25 protein-coding genes are annotated in these 25769 nt (G+C 60.0%); 17 read left to right on the plus strand and 8 right to left on the minus strand.

The window, feature by feature from the left end; translation table 11 throughout:
* The first annotated feature begins 37 nt into the window (after positions 1 to 37).
* From V8Z78_RS16460 to V8Z78_RS16475, 4 genes are all read left to right on the plus strand, one after another.
* Positions 38 to 799, plus strand: coding sequence for a lysophospholipid acyltransferase family protein (locus V8Z78_RS16460; protein ID WP_046461790.1), 762 nt, complete (start codon positions 38 to 40; stop codon positions 797 to 799).
* Positions 800 to 849: 50 nt separating this feature from the next.
* Entirely contained in the window at positions 850 to 1758 is a 909-nt protein-coding gene (locus V8Z78_RS16465) for a LysR family transcriptional regulator (protein WP_057093467.1), read from the plus strand.
* A 103-nt stretch (positions 1759 to 1861) separates the two neighbouring features.
* On the plus strand, positions 1862 to 3250 hold the full coding sequence (locus V8Z78_RS16470; protein WP_003071180.1) for an 8-oxoguanine deaminase: 1389 nt from the start codon (positions 1862 to 1864) through the stop codon (positions 3248 to 3250).
* Between the two features lie 286 nt (positions 3251 to 3536).
* Positions 3537 to 4892, plus strand: coding sequence for a uracil-xanthine permease family protein (locus tag V8Z78_RS16475; RefSeq protein WP_003071182.1), 1356 nt, complete (start codon positions 3537 to 3539; stop codon positions 4890 to 4892).
* Positions 4893 to 4910: 18 nt separating this feature from the next.
* Here the strand turns inward: V8Z78_RS16475 and V8Z78_RS16480 are convergent, their stop codons facing one another.
* A complete protein-coding gene (locus tag V8Z78_RS16480; RefSeq protein ID WP_003071183.1) occupies positions 4911 to 5921 on the minus strand; it encodes a Bug family tripartite tricarboxylate transporter substrate binding protein in 1011 nt (336 codons plus the stop codon).
* Positions 5922 to 6054: 133 nt separating this feature from the next.
* On the opposite strand from V8Z78_RS16480, the gene arsC reads away from it, so the two are divergent.
* From arsC to V8Z78_RS16525, 9 genes are all read left to right on the plus strand, one after another.
* Positions 6055 to 6435 carry an arsenate reductase (glutaredoxin) gene (gene arsC / locus V8Z78_RS16485; protein WP_046461788.1) on the plus strand — a complete coding sequence of 127 codons (381 nt, stop codon included), beginning with the start codon at positions 6055 to 6057 and terminating at the stop codon, positions 6433 to 6435.
* A 171-nt stretch (positions 6436 to 6606) separates the two neighbouring features.
* Positions 6607 to 8148 carry a Do family serine endopeptidase gene (locus tag V8Z78_RS16490; RefSeq protein ID WP_349731734.1) on the plus strand — a complete coding sequence of 514 codons (1542 nt, stop codon included), beginning with the start codon at positions 6607 to 6609 and terminating at the stop codon, positions 8146 to 8148.
* A 282-nt stretch (positions 8149 to 8430) separates the two neighbouring features.
* The gene (locus V8Z78_RS16495) at positions 8431 to 9990 is read left to right on the plus strand and encodes a phosphatase domain-containing protein (protein ID WP_314352931.1); all 1560 of its coding nucleotides are present in this window, start codon (positions 8431 to 8433) and stop codon (positions 9988 to 9990) included.
* A gap of 85 nt (positions 9991 to 10075) precedes the next feature.
* Positions 10076 to 10480: a hypothetical protein gene (locus tag V8Z78_RS16500; protein WP_012839717.1), complete on the plus strand. Its 405-nt coding sequence runs from the start codon at positions 10076 to 10078 to the stop codon at positions 10478 to 10480.
* Between the two features lie 146 nt (positions 10481 to 10626).
* Positions 10627 to 11286, plus strand: a complete 660-nt coding sequence (locus V8Z78_RS16505) for a response regulator (RefSeq protein ID WP_039049766.1) — start codon at positions 10627 to 10629, stop codon at positions 11284 to 11286.
* Positions 11283 to 12650 (plus strand): ATP-binding protein, encoded by a 1368-nt coding sequence (locus V8Z78_RS16510; RefSeq protein ID WP_003071194.1) that lies wholly within the window; start codon positions 11283 to 11285, stop codon positions 12648 to 12650. The genes V8Z78_RS16505 and V8Z78_RS16510 overlap by 4 nt, the downstream gene beginning before the upstream one ends.
* Before the next feature lie 156 nt (positions 12651 to 12806).
* The gene (locus V8Z78_RS16515) at positions 12807 to 13829 is read left to right on the plus strand and encodes a sensor domain-containing diguanylate cyclase (RefSeq protein WP_012839715.1); all 1023 of its coding nucleotides are present in this window, start codon (positions 12807 to 12809) and stop codon (positions 13827 to 13829) included.
* Between the two features lie 120 nt (positions 13830 to 13949).
* A complete protein-coding gene (locus V8Z78_RS16520; RefSeq protein ID WP_034363607.1) occupies positions 13950 to 15419 on the plus strand; it encodes a sensor domain-containing diguanylate cyclase in 1470 nt (489 codons plus the stop codon).
* Between the two features lie 192 nt (positions 15420 to 15611).
* Positions 15612 to 15917 carry an MliC family protein gene (locus V8Z78_RS16525; protein ID WP_003071202.1) on the plus strand — a complete coding sequence of 102 codons (306 nt, stop codon included), beginning with the start codon at positions 15612 to 15614 and terminating at the stop codon, positions 15915 to 15917.
* Positions 15918 to 16057: 140 nt separating this feature from the next.
* Here V8Z78_RS16525 and V8Z78_RS16530 read toward each other — a convergent pair whose 3' ends face one another.
* Positions 16058 to 16948 carry a LysR family transcriptional regulator gene (locus V8Z78_RS16530; protein ID WP_034363555.1) on the minus strand — a complete coding sequence of 297 codons (891 nt, stop codon included), beginning with the start codon at positions 16946 to 16948 and terminating at the stop codon, positions 16058 to 16060.
* Between the two features lie 169 nt (positions 16949 to 17117).
* Between V8Z78_RS16530 and V8Z78_RS16535 the strand changes: the two genes are divergently transcribed.
* The 4 genes from V8Z78_RS16535 (at position 17118) to V8Z78_RS16550 (ending at position 21947) form a co-directional block, all read left to right on the plus strand.
* Positions 17118 to 18116 (plus strand): Bug family tripartite tricarboxylate transporter substrate binding protein, encoded by a 999-nt coding sequence (locus tag V8Z78_RS16535; protein ID WP_003071208.1) that lies wholly within the window; start codon positions 17118 to 17120, stop codon positions 18114 to 18116.
* A gap of 77 nt (positions 18117 to 18193) precedes the next feature.
* Positions 18194 to 19477: a TolB-like translocation protein gene (locus tag V8Z78_RS16540; protein ID WP_179626816.1), complete on the plus strand. Its 1284-nt coding sequence runs from the start codon at positions 18194 to 18196 to the stop codon at positions 19475 to 19477.
* A gap of 341 nt (positions 19478 to 19818) precedes the next feature.
* A complete protein-coding gene (gene chrA / locus V8Z78_RS16545; protein ID WP_179626815.1) occupies positions 19819 to 21174 on the plus strand; it encodes a chromate efflux transporter in 1356 nt (451 codons plus the stop codon).
* A 152-nt stretch (positions 21175 to 21326) separates the two neighbouring features.
* Positions 21327 to 21947 (plus strand): YdeI/OmpD-associated family protein, encoded by a 621-nt coding sequence (locus V8Z78_RS16550; protein ID WP_057093450.1) that lies wholly within the window; start codon positions 21327 to 21329, stop codon positions 21945 to 21947.
* A gap of 447 nt (positions 21948 to 22394) precedes the next feature.
* On the opposite strand, the gene V8Z78_RS16555 is transcribed toward V8Z78_RS16550, so the two are convergent.
* The 6 genes from V8Z78_RS16555 to V8Z78_RS16580 are packed head-to-tail and all read right to left on the minus strand — an operon-like array spanning position 22395 to position 25737.
* The gene (locus tag V8Z78_RS16555; RefSeq protein WP_349731786.1) at positions 22395 to 23057 is read right to left on the minus strand and encodes a site-specific integrase; all 663 of its coding nucleotides are present in this window, start codon (positions 23055 to 23057) and stop codon (positions 22395 to 22397) included.
* The gene (locus V8Z78_RS16560; RefSeq protein ID WP_349731735.1) at positions 22961 to 23536 is read right to left on the minus strand and encodes an Arm DNA-binding domain-containing protein; all 576 of its coding nucleotides are present in this window, start codon (positions 23534 to 23536) and stop codon (positions 22961 to 22963) included. Before V8Z78_RS16560 ends, V8Z78_RS16555 begins: the two co-directional genes overlap by 97 nt.
* Complete coding sequence (locus V8Z78_RS16565) at positions 23524 to 23757, minus strand: hypothetical protein (protein ID WP_182312166.1); 234 nt, start codon at positions 23755 to 23757, stop codon at positions 23524 to 23526. Before V8Z78_RS16565 ends, V8Z78_RS16560 begins: the two co-directional genes overlap by 13 nt.
* On the minus strand, positions 23754 to 23948 hold the full coding sequence (locus V8Z78_RS16570; RefSeq protein WP_182312165.1) for a hypothetical protein: 195 nt from the start codon (positions 23946 to 23948) through the stop codon (positions 23754 to 23756). The genes V8Z78_RS16565 and V8Z78_RS16570 overlap by 4 nt, the downstream gene beginning before the upstream one ends.
* The gene (locus V8Z78_RS16575; protein ID WP_349731736.1) at positions 23945 to 24949 is read right to left on the minus strand and encodes a hypothetical protein; all 1005 of its coding nucleotides are present in this window, start codon (positions 24947 to 24949) and stop codon (positions 23945 to 23947) included. Before V8Z78_RS16575 ends, V8Z78_RS16570 begins: the two co-directional genes overlap by 4 nt.
* Positions 24946 to 25737, minus strand: a complete 792-nt coding sequence (locus tag V8Z78_RS16580) for a hypothetical protein (protein WP_349731737.1) — start codon at positions 25735 to 25737, stop codon at positions 24946 to 24948. Before V8Z78_RS16580 ends, V8Z78_RS16575 begins: the two co-directional genes overlap by 4 nt.
* Between the last annotated feature and the right edge of the window lie 32 nt (positions 25738 to 25769).

Genomic DNA, 25769 nt, shown 5'->3' on the forward strand with positions numbered 1-25769 from the left:
ACTGAGTCACAACGAGCCGCTACACTGTTTGAGAATCATGGCAAACGGCTTGCACAAAATCAAAACCGGCTCGCGTGCGGTATGGCGCGGACTGCGTCTGCTGGCCCATGTGGCCAAGGGCGCCTGGATCGTGGCGTTTCGCTTTCCGCAGCTGCACTACCTGCAGCAGCACGAGCATGTGCAGGCCTGGGCCGCAACGCTGCTGCTGCGGGCCGGGGTGCGACTGCAGGTCAAGGGCCTGCCGCCAGCCAAAGGACCGGTGCTGATGGTCAGCAACCATATCTCCTGGCTCGATATTCCGCTGCTGCACGCGGCGCGCCATTGCCGCTTCATCTCCAAATCCGACGTCAAGGGCTGGCCCATCATCGGCACGCTGGCGACGGCTGCAGGCACGCTCTACATCCAGCGCAGCTCGCGCCGCGATGCGGTGCGCATGGTAGGTGCCATGGAAGAGGCCTTCAAGCGCGGCGAAATCCTTGCCGTCTTTCCTGAAGGGACGACGGGCGATGGACGCAGCCTGCTCTCGTTTCACTCCAATCTGCTCGAAGCCGCCGTGCAATGCGATGCGCCGGTACAGCCCGTGGGGCTGCGCTTTGTCGATGGCAAGACAGGCAGCACCAGCTATGCCGCAACCTATGTCGGGGATGAGACCTTGCTGGGCTCCATCTGGCGCGTGCTTTGTTCGGAGCAGCTGATTGCCGTGGTGCACTATGGCGAGGCGCAGAGCGCACAAGGGCGCGACCGCCGCGCCTGGGCCAAGGACTTGCACACCGAGGTGGACAGGCTGCGCCAGAACTAGGCGCTGTGCCGGCGCTTTGCGCGCCCAGTCAAACCCTGTAGGCTGCGCGCATGCACGCCAGAGTTTTGCGCTATCTCGATGAAGTGGTTCGCCGCGGCTCCATCCGCAAGGCGGCCGAGCACCTGCATGTGGCTCCCACGGCCGTGAACCGGCAGATTCTCGATCTGGAGGCCGAGCTGGGAGCGCCGCTGTTCGACCGCATCCACAACCGCCTGCGTCTGACGCCTCTGGGTGAGATGGTGCTGACCCATGTGCGAAGCACCTTGCGCGAACATGCAGCGCTGCGCGAGCGCATTGCCGACCTCAAGGGCATGCGGCGTGGCGAGATCACTGTGGCGGCGACGTCGGGCCTGGCGGGCTCCTTGCTGCCATCGCTGGTGCATGACTTTCGCAGCAGCCACCCGGGGATGGTCGTGCGTGTCATCGACTTGCCCACGCAGGCCATTGTGTCTGCCGTGGAGGCCGGAGAGGTGGACCTGGGCCTTGCCTACGATCTCACGCCCAGACCCTGTTTGCGCATGCTGGCGGCCAGCGAATGGCAGATCGGAGCCGTCCTGCCGGTCAAGCACCCGCTGGCCCAGCATTCGTCGCTGCTGCTCAGCGAATGCGTGGGTCATCCGCTGATTCTGCCGGCACCGGCCCTGACCATACGCAGTCTGCTCAACGAAGCCTTCGCGCGCAGTGCCATCGAGGTGACGCCGGTGGCCGAGTCCACCTCCATGGCCTTGATACAGCGCCTGGTCATGCTGGGCGAGGGCATTGCCTTGCTCAACGCTCTGGATGTACTGGAGGAGCTGGATCGCGGTTCGCTGAGCTTCGTGCCTCTGCGCGATGCGCATCTGCAGCGCCAGACCCTGATGCTGTTCGTGCGCAAGGGCGCGGAGCTGAGCGCGGCTGCCGAGCTCATGGCGGCAAGCATCGAATCCGCGCTGGCGCGGCTCTACGCCAGAAAACACTGATTCACCGTCCACATTTTGTGGACATGCTTGGCTGAATTCAGCGCTATCGCGCGCTTGGGTGCCTCTCTAGACTTGCGCTTCTTGTTTAGAGAGGAAGAAACCCATGACCCTGATTGCCCTGAATGCCGACGTACTGGTCACCATGGATGCGCAACGCCGCGAGATCAAGGACGGTGCGCTGGTGGCGGACGGCCCGGCCCTGCTGTGGGTGGGTGCAACGGCCGAGCTGCCGGCGCAATACCGCCGCATGGCCGACGAGGGCCAGGCGCGCGTGCTGGACATGCGCGGCAAGGTCGTGACGCCGGGCCTGGTCAACACCCACCATCACATGTACCAGAGCCTGACGCGTGCCGTGCCGGCCGCCCAGGATGCCGAGCTGTTCTCGTGGCTGCAGAACCTCTACATGCTGTGGTCGCATCTGACACCCGAGATGATCCATGTCTCGACCCAGACCGCCATGGCCGAGCTCATGCTGTCGGGCTGCACCACGACCAGCGACCATCTGTACCTGTTTCCCAATGGCTCGCGCCTGGACGATTCCATTGCGGCTGCGCAGCAGATGGGCATGCGCTTTCACGCCGCGCGCGGCTCCATGAGCCTGGGCCGCAGCAAGGGCGGCCTGCCACCCGATGTGGTGGTGGAGGAGGAAGAGGCCATCTTGCGCGACAGCCTGCGCCTGATCCAGCAATACCACGACGGCTCGCGCCACTCCATGCTGCGCGTGGTTCTGGCCCCATGTTCGCCGTTCTCGGTGACGCGTGATCTGATGCGCGAATCGGCGGTGCTTGCGCGTGCGCACGGTGTCTCGCTGCACACCCATCTGGCCGAGAACGACAACGACGTGGCCTTCTCGCGCGAGAAGTTCGGCCTGACCCCGGCGCAATACGCCGAGGACCTGGGCTGGGTGGGGCGCGACGTCTGGCATGCGCATTGCGTCAAGCTCGATCCCGAAGGCATTGCGCTGTTTGCGCGCACCGGCACCGGTGTGGCGCACTGTCCATGCTCCAACATGCGCCTGGCATCGGGCATCGCACCCATCCGCAGCATGCGCGATGCCGGCGTGTCCGTGGCCCTGGGGGTGGACGGCAGCGCATCGAACGACGGTGCCCACATGCTGGGCGAGGCGCGCCAGGCCATGCTGCTGCAGCGCGTGGGCTACGGCCCGGCGGCCATGAGTGCCCGAGAGGCGCTGGAGATCGCCACGCTGGGCGGTGCGCGCGTACTCAACCGCGATGACATCGGCGCACTGGCTCCCGGCATGTCTGCCGACTTCGTGGCCTTCGACATGGAAGACGTCGGCTATGCGGGTGCCGGCCACGACCCCGTGGCAGCGCTGGTGTTCTGCACGCCGGCCAATGTGTCCAGCAGCGTCATCAACGGGCGTGTGGTGGTCGAGGACGGGCGTCTGCTGACCGCCGACCTGCCCGTGGTGCTGGGCCAGCACCGCCATCTTGCGCGCAGCCTGTTCGAGCGGGCTGCCGCAGGGCATTGAGACTTTTCGGTGACGGCCATCGCTGATCCATTGCGATGGCCAGACATCGGTGTGAGAGAGATTCCAAGCCTTTGTGGCACTGGAAGAAAAGTGGGCTCGGGACTGGTGTCAGGTGACTTGGAGTGCCAGAAATTCTTTCTCGATGCTGGACACGCTATACGGCGCCGCGCATGGGCTGTATCGGCAACGGCATATGAGAGCTCCCGGTTGCGTGCTTAGTCTTGTGGCCTTCGCGGGGAAGCCTATTCCCCGGCGATTGCATACCTAAAAAACAGGAGACAAGACCATGGAAAAGCTGCTTTACGGGGTGGAAGACCGTCCGCCCAGCCTCATCACCACCACGCTGCTTTCGCTGCAGCATCTGCTCGCCGCTCTGGGCGGCATCATCGCCGTGCCGCTGGTGTTCGGTGGCGCGCTCAAGCTGCCGGCCGACCAGATCGTGGCCCTGGTCAATGCGGCGCTGCTGGGCTCGGGCATCGTCACCATCATCCAGTGCCGTGGCGTGGGACCTGTCGGCATACGCCTGCCCTGCGTGATGGGTACCAGCTTTGCCTTTGTCGGCGCGGGCATCAGCGTGGGACTGGAGCATGGTGTGCCCGGCATCCTGGGCTCTTCGCTCGTGGGCTCGCTGGTGATGATCGTCGGCAGCTTCTTCATGCCTGTGATCCGTCGCTTCTTTCCGCATACCGTGACCAGCGTGGTTGTGACCATGATCGGGCTGTCGCTCACGCCCGTCGCCGTGGACTGGGCCGCAGGCGGTGTGGGCAGCGGCAGCTATGGCGCCGTGGGCAATCTGGCGATTGCGGGCTTTGTGCTGGCGCTGGTGATTGGCTTTGTGCAATGGGGCAAGGGCGTGATCTCGGCATCGGCCGTGGTTCTGGGCATTGCCTGCGGCTATCTGCTGTGCCTGGCCCTGGGCTTGATCGATTTCACCCAGGTGCGTGAGGCGCCGATCTTCGCGATTCCCCAGCCGCTGCATTTCGGCATGAGCTTTCCGGTATCGGGCATCGTTGCCATGTCCATCGCCTTTCTCGTGACCATTGTCGAGACCACGGGTACTTTCATGGCCCTGGGGGCGGCAACACAGACGCCGATCCGTGGCAAGCGCCTGTCCAGCGGCATGCTCTGCGACGGCGTGGGTTCGGCCTTTGCCGCCTTGATGTCGAGTCCTCCTGTCTCCACTTTCGCGCAGAACGTGGGCGTGGTTTCGCTCACCGGCGTGGCCAGTCGCCATGTGGTGATGCTGACCGGCGTGATGCTGTTGCTGGCCGGTCTGTTTCCGGTGCTGGGAGCGCTGGTCGTGACGATTCCCCAGCCAGTGCTCGGCGGTGCGGGCCTGATGATGTTTGCCATGATCATCCTGGCGGGCATCCGCATGCTCAGCGGCGCAGAGCAGACGCGTCGCAGCGGCCTGATCATTGCAGTCTCGCTGGGCTGCGGTCTGGCCGTGACGGTGCGCCCCGATCTGCTCTCCAAGATGCCTGCCTTTGTGCGCGAGGTGTTCGGCTCGGGTATTACCGTGGGGGCGCTGGTGGCCGTGGGCCTGAATCTGCTGCTGCCGGGGCGTGAGTTCGATGCCCACGAGGAAGAGCTGGAGTCCGCAACGGCAGCCCCGGTTGCAACCAGTTCCGCCGCAGCCTGAAGCGCAGGCCCTGGGCGCTTAAAGCGTCATCTTGCTGTCGATGATGACCTTGCGCCAGCGCGCGAGGTCCTTGACGATGAGGTCGGCAAAGACCTTGGGCGTGCTGGGCATGGGCTGGGCGCCTTCGCTTTGCAGACGCTCGAGGATGGCGGGGCTTCGGAGCGAGGCATTGATCTGCTGATTGATCCTGGCGACCACGTCGGCGGGCATATTGGCAGGACCGACCACGCCATACCATTGGTCGGCCTCAAAGCCGGGCAAGCCTGCTTCGGCCACGGTAGGCACATTGGGTAGTGCAGGGATGCGCTGAGGTGATGAAACGGCAATGGCCTTGATCTGGCCGGAGCGAATTTGGGCCAGCACGGCAGGGATGCCGGTGAACAAGGCCTGAACCTGACCTGCCACCAGGTCATTGACGGCCGGTGCCGTGCCCTTGTAGGGCACATGCTGCATCTTCAGCCCGGCTTGCAGGCTCAGATAGGCCATGGTCATATGCGCGGCACTGCCGTTGCCCCCCGAGCTGAAATTCACTGCGCCCGGGTTGGCCTTGGCGTAGCTGATGAACGATGCCAGATCATTGACCGGCAGCGATGGATGCACGACCAGCACGTTGGGCACACGCGCCACCCAGGCCAGAGGCGTAAAGCTCTTGATAGGGTCGTAAGGCAGCTTGGGGTAGAGCGTTGGTGTAACGGCCAGCGTGCCGACATGACCCATGAGCAGTGTGTAGCCATCGGCACTGGCCTTTGCCACGCGGTCCGCGCCAATGCTGCCGCCTGCGCCGGCGACGTTTTCCGGCACCACGCTCTGGCCCCAGGCGGTCGTCAGCTCATGACCTATGGCGCGACCCAGAATGTCGGCGGAGCCGCCGGGCGTGAACGGAATGACCATGCGTATGGCCTTGCTGGGGTACTTCGAGTCCTGTGCCAGAGCCGTACCGGTCAGACTGCCCAAGGTGGTGGCCGCAGCCCATTGGCTCCATTGGCGACGGTTCAGAGTGAAGGGTTCACGTGCGGTGAAAGCGGGCATATTGTCTCCTCATGATGTTTTGCAGACAGTCTATGAGATGGCGCTCTGCCTGGCTCTGGCGCAGCCGGCATAGCTGCTATGCAGTGACTGCCTGCCAAGCCTTGGACAGGTACAGGCTCGCTACACTGCAGTCATGACTACAAGTACAGACACCCCCGTGAATCGCCCTGACATCACCATTTTTCACAACAGCCGCTGCAGCAATTCGCGCGGCGCGCTGGCGCTGCTGCGCGAGCATGGTATCGAGCCCAATATCGTCGATTACATCGCCACGCCGCTGACGGCGCCAGAGTTGGCAGAGCTGGTGGCACACCTGGGCGTTTCGGTGCGTGACTTGCTGCGTACCAAGGAAGCTCAGTTCAAGGAACTGGGTCTGGACAACGCAGCGGTCAGTGATGTCCAGCTGATTCAGGCCGTGGCTGCGCATCCGGTGCTGCTCAATCGACCCATTGTGGTCACTCCCAAGGGGGCCAAGCTTTGTCGCCCGCCGGAGCTGGTGCTGGAGCTGATCTGAACGAGGTGGGTTGCAGATTGAAAATGGCCTGAACTCCTTGAGCTGCCGATGCAAGCAGCTTCTGGTTCAGGCGCATTGGTGAATACCGCAAGCGCCTAAGTCTCGCCTAAGTGTGGACGTTCAAACTTCCCTTCAACGACACCGATCCGGTGCTTTTTTGAAAGGATGACCATGAACACAATTCTCTCCACACCCCGCCGATTGGTCATGGCCCTGGTGGCCGCTGGTGCGATCGGCGCACTGGGCGCCACCGGCGCCGGCCTGGTGGGAACCCGCAGCGCTGCCCAGGCGCAGGTGACGCAATCTGCGGCGGTTGCGCAACCCGCAGCCCTTAACCTGCCTGCGGTAAATGCTCCCAATTTTGCAGATATCACGGCGCGCAATGGCGCGGCCGTGGTCAATATCAGCGTGGTGGGCTCCTCTCGCGCCATGAGCGACGATGAAGGCGACCAGACCAGCGAACTTCAGCAACAGGGTCAGGGCATCAGCCCCGATGACCCCTTCCTTGAATTCTTCCGCCAGTTCGGCTTTCCTGGAATGCCGGGCGGGCAGGGCATGGGACCACGTGCGCAGCAGCCCGATACACCCATGCGCGGCCAAGGCTCGGGCTTTATCGTCTCCAGCGACGGCGTGATTCTGACCAATGCCCATGTGGTGCATGGCGCCAAGGAAGTGACGGTCAAGCTCAACGACCGTCGCGAGTTCAGGGCCAAGGTGCTGGGAGCCGACCCCAAGACCGATGTGGCGGTACTCAAGATTGACGCTGCCGGGCTGCCCACGGTCAAGCTGGGCCAGACCAGCCAGCTGCGTGTGGGGGACTGGGTGCTGGCGATTGGCTCGCCCTTCGGCTTTGAGAACAGCGTGACGGCTGGTGTGGTGAGTGCCAAGGGACGTTCTCTGCCCGATGATTCCTTTGTTCCCTTCCTGCAGACGGATGTGGCGATCAACCCCGGAAACTCTGGTGGCCCGCTGTTCAACGCACAGGGCGAGGTCGTGGGCATCAACAGCCAGATCTACACCCGCTCGGGCGGGTATCAAGGGGTGTCGTTTGCGATTCCCATCGAACTGGCAACCCGTGTGCAACAGCAGATTCAGGCAACGGGCAAGGCCCAGCATGCCAAGCTGGGTGTGAGTGTGCAGGAGGTCAATCAGGCCTTTGCCGATTCCTTCAAGCTGGATAGGCCCGAAGGTGCATTGGTGGCCAGTGTCGAAAAGAATGGCCCTGCTGCCAAGGCCGGACTGGAACCAGGCGATGTGGTGCGCAAGGTGGATGGCAAACCCGTTGTTGGTTCGGGCGATCTGCCGGCCTTTATCGGCCAGGCCTTGCCGGGGCAGAAGGTAACGCTGGAAGTCTGGCGCAAGGGTGAATCCAAGACTCTGAGTGCGACCCTTGGCGATGCCAGTGACAAGGCTGCGAAGGTGGCTAAGTCCTCTCCGGACGCTGACAAGGGAAAGCTGGGGCTGGCTTTGCGCCCCCTGCAGCCTGAGGAAAAAAAGCAGATTGGTGTGGACTCCGGCCTGCTGGTGGCTCAGGCCAGCGGTCCGGCAGCAGCAGCAGGTATCAGCCAGGGAGACGTGCTGCTGTCCATCAATGGCGCGCCTGCCGGAAATATCGATGAGGTGCGGGCCGCAGTCGCCAAAGCGGACAAGACCGTGGCCGTGCTGATCTGGCGCGATGGCAACAAAATCTTTGTGCCGGTGCGCCTGGGTTGAGTTGATCCCTTGCCGTATGAAAGACCGCATCCTTAGGGGTGCGGTTTTTCTTCTCTGTTTTTATTGATTAAAAACAAAAAATATCTGAATAAATGAATATTTGGTGGATTTCCACATGATGTTGTCATGTTTCAAGAGGTAACGAGTTTCTAGAGATGTAATGCCATAGACTGCCGGGCCAACGCATTCATTCGTCTTTTTGACGCCGTGCGGTGGCGATTCGGCGTGACCGCAAATACATCGTGACGGCCCTCGGAGCAGGCGCTGCGAGGGGAGGATTTTTTGGATCAGCAACACAGTCTGCAGGTGCAAGGCCTGGGCGCTTCATATGGTCCACGCGTGGTTTTGGCCGAAGTGGATTTCACACTTCCGCAATCAGGCGTAACTGCATTGCTGGGTCCTGCGGGTACAGGAAAATCCACGCTGCTGCGCACGCTGGCCGGACTGAACGCGGTCAATCCGCGTTTTCGCAGCTGGGGGCAGGTGGTCTATGCCGCTCAGCCATTGCACATGCCTTTGAGCGTCGACGGCGCGCAGGCCTTGCCGCGCCTGGTACAGCAGCATGCCCGGCTTATGCGCGCCAGTACCCTGGATGCTCTGATCGAGAAAGCACGTCGGACCGAGCACCGTGCGCCACTGGAGTGGCGTCGGTGGGTGACTGCACAGCTGCAGCACTATGGCTTTGCCGAGCTGGCCCAGGCTCTGGATAAGTCCACCATGCTGTTGAGCGCGGTGCAGCAACGCGCCGTAGCCATTCTGCGCGAGGCCTGGGCCCGGCCTGCGGTGTTGATGGTGGATGAGCCCACGGCCGACCTGGAAGGCTATGAGGCATTTTTGTTGCTGGACTTGATCAAGCAGATCGGCCAGCAGTGCAGTGTGCTGCTCGTCACGCACCATCAGCAGCATGCCCAGGCTGCTGCCCAGCAGATGTTGTTGCTCGCAGGTGGTCATATTCAGGAAGCTGCAGCAATGGCGGTGTTCACTCTGCGGCCGCTCAGTGCTGCCGGTCAGCAATTCCTGCGTACCGGAAGCTGCGCTGTCCCCATGCCGGGTACCCCTTTGAATGAGCTGGCCGACGATGTATTGCCGCCACCTCCCTTGCCTGTCGCAGCCTTGGCGGCCATTGCCGAATTTTCCGACCTGCTGGCATCTTCGGCAGCAGTGAGTGAGGCCGTTGCTCCCTTTAAATTGGAACCCGTGCTGCCTGTGCCAACGTCGGTCTCTGCGCCTGCACCTGCACTGTCGCAAGCGGCAGCGGTTGCGGCATCTGGTCTGTCCTCTGCAACCCGCTACCAGCCTCGCATCGTGAATGCGGCTGTGCTGATGGAAATGCAGCCACTGCTGGCTGCTGAAAATGCCATGCCAGCCAGCCGCGGCCCGAACGGATTTTCCTGGCTGGTGCCAGGAAGGCTGGCAGGTACGCCCTGGCCGGGTGTGGTCCATGACATGGACGCCGACCTCAAGGCCCTGAATCGTTGCGGTATCACCATGCTGATCACGCTGACGGAAAAGGACTTCCCGCAGGATGCCTTGGCCCGCAATGGGCTCAAGAACTTTCACCTGCCGGTCTATGACCACGAGCCACCGACAGTGGCACAGATGCAGATGCTGCTGGCACGCATGTCGGTCGCCCTGCGCCGTGGAGAGGTGCTTGCCGTGCACTGCCTTGCAGGATTGGGCCGTACCGGAACCGTGCTTGCCGCCTGGCTGGTGCGCGAGGGCCTGACTGCCGAAGAAGCGCTGCGCCGTGTGCGATTGATTGACGCTCAGTATGTGCAATCCGAGGCGCAGGAAGCGCTTCTTTATGAATTCGAAAACGCATTGCTGCAAAAGATGGCGTGATGTTTTCAAGACCACCAAAGCATGGGCGCTGCGGACTGCAAACGGCCATGACGCGAAAGATTAGCAATAGGAAAGTGAGAGCGTAATGAGTTTGGATACCGTGTTGACGCAGGCCGTGGCTTCGGTCCCCGAGTGCTTGGCCGCTGGTTATGTGGATGCTGCTTCGGGCATGTTGCTGTCGATCCGTACCGTGGATTCCCATCCGCGTGAGGTGATTGATCTGGTGGCGGCTGCTACGGCCGACCTGTTCAACGGCCCCAATGTCTCCATGATCGAGACCATGTTCAAGCGTTCGCGCGGCCTCAGCGATGATGGTCACCACTATTTTCAGGAAATCATCGTCAACAGTGACAACCTGATTCACGTCTTTCTGCGTAGCAAGGCAGTGCCCGACTATGTGGCAGTCTTTGTCTGCCGCCGTACCGCCAACCTGGGCATGGCATTGACCAAGGCACGTATGGCGATGCCGGGCATCGAAGCTGCGGTGTAACCGGCGGCCCTTCATGTGAGGTGGCGGCTTGCCCCCTTGGGGTGGAGCTGCCTCGCTTGCCGCCTTGCGGGCATGCAGTCTGCGTGCGATGCATCCTTTGTTTCTGGTGCTGGGCATTCCCGCTGTAGCGGCGCTATCCTTGCTCCATGCGTTTACTGCTCGTTGAAGATGACACCATGATCGGCCAGGCGGTGCTGGCGCTGCTGCGCCGTGAAGGCTATGTGGTGGATTGGGTTCAGGATGGCGCCCAGGCCGATACAGCCTTGCATGGCCACCAGTACGATCTGGTGCTGCTCGACTTGGGCTTGCCCAAGCTTGATGGCTTGCAGGTGCTGCGCCAGTTGCGTGCGCGCAAGGATGCCACGCCGGTGCTGGTGGCGACCGCCAGGGATGCCGTGCATGACCGCATTGCGGGGCTGGACGCCGGGGCCGATGACTATGTCATCAAACCCTATGACATGGATGAGCTGCTGGCCCGCATTCGCGCGCTAACGCGGCGTGCGGCAGGGCATCTGGATGCGGTGTACGAACATGGCGGCGTCATGCTGAACCCCAATACTCGCGAGGCCAGCGTGAATGGCCAGCCGGTCACTCTGTCTGGTCGTGAATGGGCAGTGCTGCAGGCGTTGCTGGCAAGGCCGGGGGCCACGCTGTCACGTCAGCAAATCGAAGACAAACTCTATGGCTGGGGCGATGAGGTCAGCAGCAATGCGGTGGAGGTCTATATCCACGGGTTGCGTAAAAAGCTCGGCGCTGCCGCAGTGCTCAATGTGCGCGGTCTTGGCTATATGGTGCCCAGGCCATGAGCGAAAACCAAGCATTGCAGCGGTTGAAACTGCCCGGCTCGCTGGGCGGGCGTCTGTTGCTTTTCATTGGCATGGCGATTTTGCTGGTGGCCGTGCTGCAAGGGGTGTTTGCCTATCGCAATGCACTGGCGCAGACCGATACCCTGTTCGACTACCAGATGCAGCAGACGGCGTTTGCACTGCGGGCGGGTCTGCCGGTCGATGCCAAAGGCAGACCGCAGGGAACGCCTCCCGAAGATGAAAACAACGAGTTCATCGTCCAGGTCTGGACCAATGAGGGACTGAGAATTTTCGAGTCGGCTCTGGGGGATGCCTTGCCCCAGATGGCAGTGCTGGGCTTTGCCGATGTGCCTGCGCGTGGCACGACCTATCGTGTGTTTTCACTGCAGACACGATCTCAGGTGATTCAGATTGCACAGGACATGCGCGTGCGTCAGATCCTCGCGCGTGAAGCCGCCTGGCGCAGCTTGTTGCCTGTGGTGCTGCTGTTGCCGCTGCTGGCGCTGGCCGTGTGGTGGGTGATTCGCCTTTCACTGACTCCCGTGCAGCGGGTGCGCAGGGAGTTGGCCTTGCGTCAGCCTCAGGATTTGGCACCCGTGGCGGAGCATGATCTGCCGGATGAGATGCGCCCGCTGGTAGAGGAGCTCAACAGCCTGCTGCAGCGCGTACGGCAGGCTTTTGAGGCACAGCAGAATTTCGTGGCAGATGCTGCGCATGAGCTGCGCTCGCCGCTGGCCGCGTTGCAGCTGCAATTGCAGCTGCTGCGCAAAGCAACGGACAGCTCCGAGCGCGAGTCGGCGCAGGCCCGTCTGGCGCAAGGAATCGAGCGCGCCAGGCGCCTGGTGGAGCAGTTGCTTGCATTGGCCAGGCAGGAAGCCAGGCCGCAGACTGAAGATGCACCGCTGGCTGACTTGCGCGTGCTGGTCGAGCAGGCTCTGGCTGATGCCGCGCCGGCTGCCCAGGCCAAGGGGTTGGACATGGGTCTTAGTGAAGACCCGCAGCAGCAGTCCGCATTCAGCGTGGCCGCAGACGCAGAGGCACTGGCGGTGCTGCTGCGCAATCTGCTGGACAACGCCATCAAATACGTGCCCGCCGGGGGGCGGGTTGATGTGGGCTGGTTGCAGGACGAGCACGGACATGCACTGGTGGTGGAAGATTCGGGTCCAGGCATTGCACCGGCCGAGCGCCAACGCGTCCTGCAGCGCTTTGTTCGCGGTCAGGGGGCTGGTGGCATGGCCGGCGGCAGTGGCCTGGGGCTGGCCATTGCGCAAAGCATTGCGCAAAGCAGCGGCGCCCAGCTGTGGCTTGACGAGTCGCCGCAACTGGGCGGTCTGCGTGTCAGGGTCCTGTGGCCTCAGTCCTAGTCTGACAATCGATTGCTTGAAAATACAGGCGTTGGGATCTGGCTTTCATTGCATGATTGAACGATAGTCTCAGCCGAATGAAAGTGATGATGCCTAGGCTTTAGGCTTTGCTTGAGCTGCCGCACTCGTCGTGCGGCCGTACCCCCAAATTGCACCATGCCATCAATTATTCAACGCCTTTCCCAGACCGTCTCCGCATCTCAGAATCTGCCCAGCTTCACGCGACCTCTTCTGGAAATCATGGTGGAAGTGACTGATCTGGAGTCGGCCTATCTCACCACCGTGGATGAGGCACGCGGTATTCAGAATGTCCTGTACTCCCTCAATACGGGAGGAATGAAGATCCCCGAAGGGCTGGAGGTGCCCTGGCACGACACCTTGTGCAAGCGGTCGCTCGACGAAGGGCGTACCTTTACTGACAATGTTGGCGAGTGCTGGGGCGACTCGGATGCAGCGCGTCAGCTGGGTATCCAGACTTATGTGAGCACGCCCGTGCGTTTTTCCAATGGTGCGCTGTTCGGCACTCTGTGTGCAGCCAGCGACCATTCCGTCGCGCTGGCCGCGGAGGCCGAGGATCTGCTGCGCCTGTTTGCCAAGATCATTGCAGGCTTTGCCGAGCGCGAGCAACTGGTGAGATCGCTGCAGCATGCCAACGAGGAGCTGGCTTCGTTGGCCATGCTCGATTCCCTGACTGGATTGCCCAATCGCCGCTGCGTGACCGAGGAACTCAACCGACTCATTGCTCATTGCCGTCGCACCCGTGAATGGGTGCTGGTGGGCTTTGTGGATCTTGACCGATTCAAGCAGATCAATGACCAGTTCGGTCATGAGGCTGGGGATGCATTGCTGCGTGCCATGGCCGAACAACTGCGATCAGGACTGCGCAGCAGTGACATGCTGGCTCGTTTCGGTGGCGATGAATTCGTCATGGTTGGCGCGGGGCCTTTGCTGGATGAAGACGCTGAGGCCGTGATCAGGGAGATGCAGCTGCGATTGAGCAAAGCCTCTGTCGCCAGCTTGCAATTGGCCGACGGTCGTGAGATCGAGTACGCAGGAGCCAGCGTGGGAATGGTCTGCTTGATGCCCGATGACACCGATGTGGATGATGCTTTGCAGAAAGCCGATGCCGCAATGTACAAGGTGAAAGCCGCAAGGCAGAGACTGCCTGAGGTGATCTGACCTGAAAAGACTCCGCAGGGAGTCTTTTTCATTGCGGCGAGACAGTCGATCGACTCTTGCAAAAGAGGGCTGAGTGCAGGCTTGAAGTCTCGGTAATAATCGTTGGCGGAGGTATCGTTTGTGAAAAATTCGCTCGCAGAAGGTCTGGACTTCGAGGATATGTTCAACCTGGCACCGGTATCGCTCTGGATGGAGGATTACAGTGGCCTGAAACAGATTTTCGATCAATGGCGGGCGCAGGGGGTGAGCGATCTGCTCAGCTTTCTCAAAGAGGATCCGGAGCGGCTCAGGCTTTGCAGTCAGTCCTACAAGGTGCTGCGAGTCAATCAGTACACGCTGGACCTGTTCAAGGCCGAAGATGAGGAAACCCTGAAGAACCGGCTCAGTGAGGTCTTTCGCGGCGACATGCTCGACAGCATCATGAACGAACTGGTCGCTCTCTGGGAGGGGGTGCTCAGTTTCGAGACCCGTTCGGTCAACTATGCCCTGGATGGACGGCGGCTCGATGTGCAGGTGAGGGCGCGTGTGCTGCCGGGCTACGAGCAAAGCTGGAGCCGGGTGCTGGTCTCCCTGGAGGATGTGACGGCGGAGGTGCAGAGCACGGTGAAGCTGCAGCGCAGCGAGCAATACGCCAGAGACTTGTTCGAGTACTCTCCGGTGTCACTGTGGGTCGAGGACTTCAGCGTGGTCAAGCGCCTGATGGACGATGTGAGAGCGCGCGGAATCACCGATTTCCGGACTTTTCTGAAAGTGCATCCGGAATTCGTCACCCGCTGCATGCAGGAAATCCAGGTGCTCGATGTCAATCGCCAGACGTTGCAAATGTTCGGTGCCGAGAGCAAGCAGCAACTGCTGCAGAATCTGTCCAAGGTCTTCAGGGGCGAAATGTACGATTCGTTTGCCGAGCAACTGATAGACCTTTGGGAGGGTAAGCTGGTGCAGCAGCGGGAAGTGGTGAACTACGGGCTGGCTGGCGATGTGCTCCATATTCATATGGAGTTCGCCATCATGAGCAGCCATGCGGAAAAATGGGGCTTGGTTCTGCTGTCGCTCGTGGATATCACCGCTCGCAAGAAGGCTGAGGCTTATCTTGAATATCTGGGCAAGCATGATGTGTTGACCCAGCTGCGCAACCGCGCTTTCTATACCGAAGAGCTCAACAGGCTGTCGCGCAAAGGGCCCTGGCCCTTGTCTATGCTTGCCATAGATATGAATGGACTCAAGGTTGTCAACGACGAGCATGGTCATACTGCAGGGGATGCCATGCTCAGGCGCATGGGGGAAGTTCTCTCCAAGGCAGTGGATGCGCCGGCCTGCGCCGCCCGCATCGGCGGCGATGAGTTTGTCGTCCTTTTGCCGGGAACCGATGAGCGCGGTGCCGTGGCATTGCAGGAGCGCATCTTGTCCTTGCTGGAGCTGAACAATCAGTTCTATCCGGGTCACAGCATCCAGGTTTCCATGGGGCATGCCTGTGGCCAGGAAGGCACGCCGATAGAAAGCATTGTTCAAGGGGCGGACAAGGCCATGTATGCTGAAAAAGCACGCCTTTACCGGGACAAGGAGCGCGACAGGCGTGTGAGCTCAGCCTGAGCTCGGATATGCGTCAATCAAGTTCCACTTCGCGTTGCGGTCTGACCCGCTGGCGGGAGCCTACAGTGGGTTGGGACGCCCCAATCTGTCGAGAGAGACAAAGGTGATCTGCCAAGTGTTGGAAGTGCCACCTGGCACAAGAGTTCTTCATGGCTGCTTGAGTCTTGCCTTGAAATATCACGGGAGAAGTCTATGAAAGTCATCGGGCTTGCCATGTTCGCCGCAATCGCCGTCAGTGCCTGCAGTTCTGCGCCATCTCAAGATGCAGACCGTGAAGTTGCATTCACCTGTGCAAACGGAGAATCCATTTCGGTGCGTTTCTCGCCTGCCAACAGCAAAGCAGTCTTGATACGTGGCGGTCAAGACATAGAGCTTCCACAGCAGCCAAGCGGCTCCGGATTTGTTTACAGCAACGGGCCCAATACCATCCGAGGAAAAGGACTGGATCTGACGGTAGAGGTCGGCCGCATGGTGCCGATTCAATGCAAGGCCCGGTAAGAGGCCCTCTGACTATCGCCGGAATTCCACCGCATCCATGCGCATGTGCTCGGTTGCGGGCGCAGACCCTTGAGGCGCATTTGGCGTTCGCCGTCATCTGACAGTGGAGTTTTCTTGAGTGCTTGGCCTTTGCCGCAGGGTTATGGTTCCAGCTGTTTTTGCAACTCCTCGACGAAGCATTGCGTGCGTTCCGAAGGTGCCGAATGACTGGGCAGTGCCAGCACCACTTCTACTGAGCACTCGGGCAGGAACGGTTTGATGCAGAGGCTTGACGCAAATGTTGCCGCCACGTAGGGGTTCACCACGCCCAAGCCTGTACCTTGCGCTGCGAGACAGCAGATAGTGGAGGAGTAAGTGGTCTCGACAGTTGAGCCGGGGCGGACATCATGCTCAAGCATGGTTCGCTGCAGTTGCAGGTAGATGTTGTCGTCCGAATTCAAGGTCAGCAGCAGCTGGTTTTCCAGGTCCCGGACATGCAGGCTGCTGTGCTGTGCCAGCGGATGGTCTGGATGCATGACGCAGACTGCCTGGGTCTGATGCAGAACGCTTGCGTTGAGTTCAGGGGAGCCAATGGCCATGGTACTGACCACCAGGTCAAACTGGCCGTGCAGCAGTCCTTCCCGAAGATGTGTAGTGCCTAGCGTCTGCAGGCTGATGTGTGTGCCCGGGTAGTGCAGCAGAAAATTGTGCAGGGCAGCAGGAACGATGGACAGTCCCAGTGCCGGGGTGCAGCCTATGCGCAAAGTGCCTGCACCGAACTGCCGCAACCCCTGAAGGTCGCGCTCAATGCGGTCCAGACCTACGAAATGTTGCTGCACCGTCGAAAAAAGCTCCCGTGCCTCTGCAGTCGGGCGCAGCCGCCCTTTGTGCATATCAAACAGCTTCAGGTCCGCGCCCGTCTGCATCTGAGCCAGCAGGCGGCTGATGGACGGCTGGGTGGTGTGCAGCAGCTGCGCAGCGGCGGTCGTGGTGCCGGTTTGCATCACGGCACGAAATGCTTCAATTTCTTTAAAACTCAAAGGGCGTGGCATGGCGCAATCGGTTTGATGCTGAGGAGGAAGGGTATACCAACCACGTATAGATGAGTTTGAAAAATGAATTTTTCCGAGTAGGTTAGGCTTTCTACACTGACTTCCATACGAATAAGTGCATGCGTTTTCAGGAATTGAGGGCGCATCAATCAATCCAAGGAGTCATTAGATGGTTTGCATTAGCGCTCGTCGCTCTCTGTGTCTGGGAGTGCTGGCTGCCGCAACGTTGGCGAGCGTCGGCTCGGCCTGGGCTGAAGGCAGCTCCGCATATCCCAATCCTGCTCGTCAAATTCGCATCATCGTGCCGTTCACTGCGGGTGGCAGCTCGGACGTGCAGGCCCGTATGCTTGCCGACAGACTCGGTCGTATGTGGAATCAAGCCGTGGTGGTCGAGAACAAGCCAGGTGCAGGCGGCCATCTAGGTGGGAAATATGTGTCCGATCAGCCGGCGGACGGCTACACGCTGATGGTGGGATCCATCGGATTGCATGCTGCTTACGGGGTTTACAAGAAACTACCTTACGACCCTGCCAAGGAGTTGCGCGTTGTCACCGTGCTGGCGGAGATGCCTCATGTCGTGGTTGCAACCCCCAATCTGCCGGTCAAGAATCTGCAGGAGCTGACCGCGCTGGCCAAGAAGGATCCAGGCAGCATCAATTTTGGCTCTGCTGGCGTGGGCTCGTCGGTTCACATGATGGGAGAGCTGTACAAGCTCCAGTCAGGCGCTCCCATTGTTCATGTCCCCTATCGTGGCAGCTCGGCAGCGCTCAACGATTTGCTTGGCGGCCAGATCCAGCTGATGTTCGAGAACCCTCCGACAGTGCTGGCTCATGTCAAGGGCGGCAAGCTCAAGGCGTTGGCGGTGACCGGCAATGAGCGCCTGGCGGCGTTGCCGGATGTGCCGACGACCGGTGAGGCAGGAATGAAGGACTATGTGGCCACATCGTGGACCACGGTTGCCGTGTCCTCCAAGGTGCCTGAGGCCCTGGTGCACAAGCTCAGTGAAGACATCCGCAAGGTGGCCAATACACCCGAGTTCCGCAAGGGGCTGCAGGATCAAGGGATGAGTGCCGTGGCCAATACCCTGGCAGAAGCGCAAAGCTTTGTGGCCAAGGAAAAGCAGCGTTGGGACCAGGTGATCGCTGCCGGAAAGATTACGGCGAATTAACCAGAGCCGGGCTTCTTCATGCCCTGCATCGCTTTCGAGTCGCAGCCAGTCGCTGCGACGCTACTGCTTGATATCCAATGACGACCTCTTCTCATTCTTCTTTTGCTCCCTGCCGGCGCGTGGGTGACGGCAGCCTTCATCATTTCTTCGGCTATTACAACAAGTCCAACTGGGACAAAGGCAATCGCCTGCTGGCAGCCCAGCAAACGCCCTGGATGGACATTTACCTGACGCCAGAGGTCAAGGCCACGATTGGCTATTTCGACACTCAGGACGGTGACCGCTTTCACGCAGTGGGCGAGACCGGTGCCTGGAACTTCCAGATGGGCAGCCAGCTGCAGTGGCTAGACGGCGCACCGGGCCGCAAGCTGATCTATAACGATCGCACGGGCGATATGTCAGCCCGTTACCCGGGCTTTGGCGCCGTGGTGGTGGATGTGGATACGCAAGAGCGCCGAGTTCTGCCCATGCCCGTGTATGTGGTTGCACCCAGCAGTGCCTGGGCGCTGTCGGTCAACTACCGGCGCCTGTACATCACGCACGAGACCATTGGTTACAGCGAGCCGGGCCAGCCTTTTGAATTGCCTCTGGCGCCCGCAGATGACGGCATCTGGTGCATGGAGCTGGCGAAAGGTGATTCCCGGTTGTTGGTCAGCTATGAGCAACTCAAGGCATTCCATCATGTGTCGTCGATGGACAAGGCCATCCACTGGGTCAGCCATATCGAGATCAACCCGGCTTCTTCGCGCATCCTGTTTTTGCATCGATGGACAGAACGTGTGAAGGATGAGACCTGCTTTCTGCATCGCCTGATCACCATGAACCCGGATGGTTCGGACATGCGCTTGCTGGAGTGCTCCGATCATCCGCTGCCGCAGCTGGCTGACGACTTCGACCCCAGTGCCGTAGGCACGTTTGACTATGAAAAGTCGCAATACCAGATCTCTCATCCCTTGTGGCAGGACAACGAGCACATCATTGTCTGGGGGCCACATGCCGGCGAAATTCACTACCACCTCTATCACGATGTTGAAGGAGGTGAGGTGAAAGTGATTGGTCGCGATGTACTGGTGGCAAACGGCCATATGACGTTCTCGCCGGTCAGTACCCGCTGGATGCTGAGTGACACCTATCCCGACGACAGGACACACGAGCGCTTTCTGTTCCTTTTCGACATGCAGACCGGCGAGCGTCGCAATCTGGGCAGTTTCTATGCCACTCCGGAGCTGAGCAAGGAAAACCGCTGTGACCTGCATCCACGTTGGAGTCGTGATGGCAAGCAGGTATGCATTGACTCGGTGCATGAGAGCCAGCGCCAGATGTATGTACTGGATGTCTCGTCGATCGTGGAGGCGGCCTGAAGGTTGAAAGCGGCGCCATCGGTGATGATGGTTCTGGTGATCCGAGCTGCGGTGTGCTTCAAGAGGGAAAATTCTGGCGCTCGATGCCTTCGTCTGCGCGAGTGAGCTGCCGCGAAGGAGCTCTGGGCGTTGAGGGCTGAGATGCATGTCCTTGTGGTGCACAGCAAGTACGGCTCTGCTCCATGTGCTGGCGCTGCTCTCGGTAGCTGCAGACTTTGTCTTCGGCGTGCATCAGAGCTCAGGCGACTGGGCTAGAATTCCTGTATCGGGAAAGCAGCCTCCCGTCCCGCAAGGGTAGACGGTGTCCCGTCCAAGAGCTGGATATTCTCTATGGAGCTTTTATGGACACCGCTTTACCCAGGCCTACCGACCCGGTTGCGCCAGCCTCTCTTTCGCTTTCAGAAGCGCTGCGCTTCTGGTTGAAGCTTGGATTCATCAGCTTTGGCGGTCCCGCAGGTCAGATTGCACTCATGCATGAGGAGCTTGTAGACCGCCGTCGATGGATTTCCGAGAAGCGATTTCTCCACGCACTTAACTACTGCATGTTGCTGCCGGGGCCCGAGGCTCAACAGCTTGCAACGTATCTGGGATGGCTGCTGCACCGGACATGGGGTGGCATTTTGGCAGGGGTTCTTTTTGTCCTGCCATCGCTGTTCATCATCATGGCTCTGGCCTGGCTGTATATGGCCCACGGGGACATGCCGGTCATTGCGGGCATTTTCTATGGCATCAAGCCCGCTGTGACGGCGCTTGTGGCACAGGCAGCCTACCGAGTGGGCTCCAGGTCGCTCAAGAGCAGCTGGCATTGGGGCATTGCGGCTGCTGCGTTTGTCGCCATTTTCGCGCTCAATGTTCCGTTTCCGCTCATCGTCATTGCGGCTGCAGCCATCGGTTTCATCGGTGGCAAATTGCGACCCGAGGCCTTTGGTGGCTCCAGCCATGAAAAAAGCAATGCGCGTCAGCCAGTCGGGGTCGCATTGATCGATGACGACACTCCAACTCCGCCGCATGCACAATTTTCCTGGCGAGGATTCTGGAGGGTGTCGCTGGTCTGCCTGACGCTGTGGGGCATCGCAATGGGCGTGCTCGCCACGGCGTTTGGTCTGGAATCGCCGCTGGTACAAATGGGATGGTTCTTCACCAAGGCTGCGCTGATGACTTTTGGTGGCGCATATGCGGTGCTTCCCTATGTTTACCAAGGCGCGGTGGAGAACTTCCATTGGGTGACTGCAACACAAATGATCGATGGCCTCGCTTTGGGAGAGACCACTCCGGGCCCTCTCATCATGGTGGTGTCCTTTGTGGCTTTTGTGGGCGGCTGGACAAAAGCGATCTTCGGTGTGGATTCGCTGCTGCTCGCTGGAGTCGTCGCTGCAGTGATTGTGACCTTCTTCACTTTTCTGCCGTCGTTCTTTTTCATTTTCCTGGGTGGTCCCTTTATCGAGTCCACCCACGGCAATCTGAAATTCACTGCGCCATTGGTCGGAATCACCGCTGCGGTCGTGGGTGTCATCCTGAATCTGGCGGTCTTCTTTGCCTACCATGTAGTTTGGCCCCACGGCTTCGCAGGACACATAGAGTGGCCGTCGATTGCCATTGGTCTGGCAGCAGGCATCGCGTTGCTCCGCTTCAAGATCAATGTCATCTGCGTCATTGTGGCGGCAGGGCTGACAGGATTGCTTGCGCAGTTGTGGTGATCGCTCAAGCCCCTGGTCTGGGGGCGAGTCGTAGGGCATTTTGCGACTGTCATAGGCTGGGAGCTCTGGTTAAACTTGTCTTACCCCACCATCAACCAGGTTCCTGCCTCTATGCCACGAATCGCGCTGATGTTAATGCCGCATAGGTCCAGATGATGCCTACTGTCAAATCCATCATCCCGCTTGAACTTGCACCAACCCTGTTCGAGAGCGCCAACGCCTTCGAGGCCTGGCTGAAGAAGAATCACGCTACTTCTGAAGGCCTCTGGCTCAAGATCGCCAAGCGAGGCTCCAACGAGCCCAGTGTCACCTACCCCGAAGCGGTGGAGATTGCGCTGTGTTGGGGCTGGATCGATGGACAGAAGAAAAGTCTTGACGATCAACACTATCTTCAGCGCTTCACGCCGAGGCGCGCGCGAAGTGTCTGGTCGAGAATCAATGTCAACAAGGTACAGGCACTCATTGAAGCGGGCCGCATGCAGGCCCCGGGTCAGGCTCAGATAGAGGCGGCCAAGGCTGACGGGCGCTGGGCGCGGGCCTACGACAGTGCGCGTACGTCCACGGTGCCCGAGGATTTGCAGGCTGCACTGGAGGCCGAGCCGGCGGCCAAGACCTTCTTTGCAAGTATCAATGCCTCCAATCGCTACGCGATACTGTGGCGTATCCAGACAGCTGCGAGGGCCGAGACGCGCGCCAGACGCATCGCTCAGTTGGTGGAGATGCTTGCCCGCGGCGAAACCATCCATCTCTTCAAGCCGAGTGCCAAGGCTTGATTACGAAGCTCGCATGCGTATTGGCATCCTGCATTGAGCGGCCTGCGTTTCTGTTGCTGTCTGGTTGCCTGCGGCGAAAAGCATGACTCATATGCCAGCGCCAGAGAAGGGCTGGTCGATATTCACGCCGACGGGGGCAAGGGTTGGGTGACGAGGGGGGACGAAGCCAGGGGGCAAAACTGGGGGCATCTGAAATGCACCCCCAATTTCTAAAAATGTACCCTCAAATGTGTCCCCAGAAGTCCTCTTATTGCGGCACATTCCTGTGGACTTCGGCGCACTTCAAATTGAGGTCTACAGAGGGGAAAAAGAAAAAGGCCGGAAGGTTATGCACCTTCGCGGCCTTGAATTTGGTCCCCCCGACAGGAATCGAACCTGATACGGGTAGAAATAGACGGAAAACCACTGGATGGGCGTACAGTTTTTGGTGCAAAAATGCCGTCTATTTCAGCCTGTTCCGACATTCATGTCCCCGGGTTCTCCGGAAATGTAACTGTCCAATTTTCGGCGCTCCGCTCCTTTGTCGGCGTGGTCGATCCAGCGCGAGTACACGCGATAGAACATTTCTACAGAATGGCCCATCTGCTTCGCAGCCCAGGCGGGTTTGATGCCGGCCATCAGGCAGATGGTGGCGAACGTGTGGCGGGTCTGCCTGGCGTCCCGCTGCCGGATACCCGATAGCCGCATGGCCGGTTTCCACCAGTACCGCAATGGCCAGTCAGTGGATTCAAAGTCACGCCCAGCATCATCGACAAAGACACGCCCGCCCGCCAGCTGAGAAACTTTCCGCTGGCGCTCGAGCACGCGATGCGCCCTGCCAGTCAACTCAATGAGGCGAGCTGATGATGTCTTGGTCGCTTTTACGCGGCCACGGGTAAGGGCTGCGTCAACCAGCACGGAGCCGGAGCGCAGATCCACGTTGCCCCACTTCAGCGCGATCATCTCGGATGGACGCATGCCTGAGAAGAATGCGAATTCGTAATAGTCTCGGGCGCGCGGGTCTCGGAAGGTTCTCAGCAGGTGCTCGACTTCCTCGAGTGTGAATGGGTCGGGCCCGGGCGCTGGTGCTTTCGCATCGTCACTTGCAGATGCAGAGGCTCTGGCAGGAATTTGGCGTTATGCGCGTACTCCAGCGCCATGGACAGGACGGAGGCCACGTTGTTGAACGTCTTGGCATTCGTGGGCAGCACGGACAGGAGCAGCTTGAGCTCGCGGAAATCGAAGTCTGCGGCTGGCATCTTGCGCACGGTGTCAAAGTGATAGCTGTCCAAAGTCTGCCGGTAGTGCTGGGCGGTGCTGTGCTGTACTTCTGGGCTCTTTACTTGCAGCCATTCGTTGAACACAGCGCCCAGAGTGGGCTGGCCAGACTCATCGCCCGTGCAAGCAGGCTTCTCGGCTCTGGGGCTGTCTGGGAAGTATTCAGCGAGCACGAATGTCCCGCGCTCTATCTTGCCGAGGATCTCCAAGCGCAGCCGCTCCGCATATTTCAAGTTCGCGGGGGTGGGCGCCAGGGCCAAAGGCTCCTTTCCGTAGCCCTGGGCGCGCAAGTCGATTTGCAGGGCGTTCTTGCGCTTGATTACGCCGGGCATGCTTCTGCTTTCTTGCGGCCTCTGGTGCTGGGCGCGCAGTTAGCTTTGTCGATGAACTCATCCAGCGCGTTGCTGTCGATCAGCTTGCGCCCTTCAAACCACTTCCAGACGCGGCCCTCCGGCCACACGCCGGAGCGCCCTGTGCGCTCATCAAGGAACGTCGTGGGCAACCCGGTCAGCTCGGATGCCTTTTTGATGGTGACCCAACGTGCTGCTGTCATTTTCTGCTCGCTTTCTTCTGCAGGATCTTGCGCAGCGCCTCGGCGTTGCCGATGGGCTGCTGGCGCTGCTTTTCATAGGGGTTCGGGCCACGCCAGCATGTGAGCTGGCGCTCCGGAGGCACGAAAACCACTTCGCCAGATTCCAGGCGCGCATAGAGGTCGCCCTGCTGGGGTGTGTAATCTGCTGTCATGGTTCCTGTCCGTTGTCTTTGGCGCGGCGGTCTGCAGCGGCCTTACGGCCCTGGCGCATGCGATCGACGAACTCGGCTTTCTTCTGAGCCTTGTGGCGCTCATTCCCCTCAAGAGTTTCGATCGCGCGCCGATGCTTCTCCTCAATCCATTTCGGATTGATATGGCCTGCGCCAACCCTTATCAGGGCACACATGACCATCATGAAGCCGCGCACTTGGCCAAGTTTCGTTCCTTCATCTTCATCCTGGCCCCTGCCTGCCTGGAAAGCGGCATCAAGCGTCGACTCAAGGCCAAAATCCGAAACCTTGTGCTTCTTAAAATAGGCGATGACCTCCTCGGCCATCTCGATGCCCTGCACGTATCCCTTGTAGAAATGCGTCGGCTGGCAATCGAACCGTACTGGCCGCCATACCTTTACCCTTGATCCAGCTTCGCGCCGAACGGCATACTGAAAAGACAGGTCCCCTGGTTCTCGAATCTCCCCGCTGGGCATCGTTATTAATGAGGCTTCACGTACTTCCTCAAAGCGGCGGAACATCGTGCGGTCGATGTGCTCTCCGATTGCCTCCAGCTCATCGGGTGATAGCAAGGCCCCTAAACCGTCATACACAGCGGCGTCAACCAGAATCAGATAGCGCTCGAGAAGTCCAATCAGGCGAGAGCCGGCCCGCCATTCGATGGGGCAATTCTCCGGATCAATCTGCAGTGAGATTTCCTTGATCGGGCGGGCAAGACCGTTGGTGTCGGCTCTTAGGGTGGCAATGGCCTCCCTTGTGTCACGAGAGGCCATGCCGGTACCGAGTGAGCCGCGCAATGTTTCAAAGCCCGCTTCATACGCGCGAGTCATTGGGTTCGAGCGGAGACTATCTCCAACTGGCCGCAAGTACAGAGTGATAGTGGAAAGGCTAGTCGGCTCCATCGCTTTTCGTGTTTCACTTGGCAGCGAGGAGATGGCTTCCGGTTTTCGGTTGGTTTGTTGGAGCGCGGGAACTTCGGTCATGCTGCATCCCCCAGTTCATCAAAGAAGGGGCCGCACACCCAGCTTCCAATGCTTCCCGCAATGGTGGACCCGCTGGCGTGGTCGGCAATAGCGCCCAGGCTCTGAACCATGAGTTGCCCAGCGTCTAGGAGTCGCTGGCGCTGCCAGTCTTCATCGCTGGTCTGTGCCATCTGCAGCGTTTGATTGACTGTCCCCAGGCCGCCAGCCACCTGTTCCATGAACAACTGGAGTTGAGCGCGCGAGAGTAGCCCCGGCTCCATAGTTGCAGCTGGATCCCTGCGGATCGGTGGAGTGGGGCGGTTGCGGTATGGCTTGGCACCGGCATAGGTAGTCAAGGTGCGCAGGTCTTCAAGTGTCCCGGGCAGACCCCCAATGGCGGAAAACAGGCGCTGGGCAAACTGGTCAGCATGTTCTAGCAGACCCGCTGCGGAAATGGCCGTGGGCACAAGCTCGGATGGAGCGGCATCCAGGCAGGTTCCAACGCTCTCCAGGTGGTGACGGATGAGGGCAATGCCATCCAGAGGCTGGCGCGGACTCTCGCACTCATCAGGGTGGCAGAGGTCGTATGCAATATTTACAGCCGTGATTGCAGCATTCTCAGCGCCAGGAATGTCGAACAAACCTGCTTCAGACAAGTCGCTGCTGATGCACATCAAGATGTTCAGTGCCTGGGCCTGAAGTTCCTCGGATTCACTGCGGTGGGCTGGCGCCGGAGTGACCGCTTCGGCGGATTTTTCGGGCTTGCGGGTATTTTTTGGCCGAGTTGGGGCCTCTGCTGTAGCATTCATAGCAGTTCGTTTCCTTGATGGGTTTCGGACTT

The sequence above is a fragment of the Comamonas sp. wu1-DMT genome (assembly GCF_040187805.1).
In the GTDB taxonomy this organism is placed as follows: domain Bacteria; phylum Pseudomonadota; class Gammaproteobacteria; order Burkholderiales; family Burkholderiaceae_C; genus Comamonas; species Comamonas thiooxydans.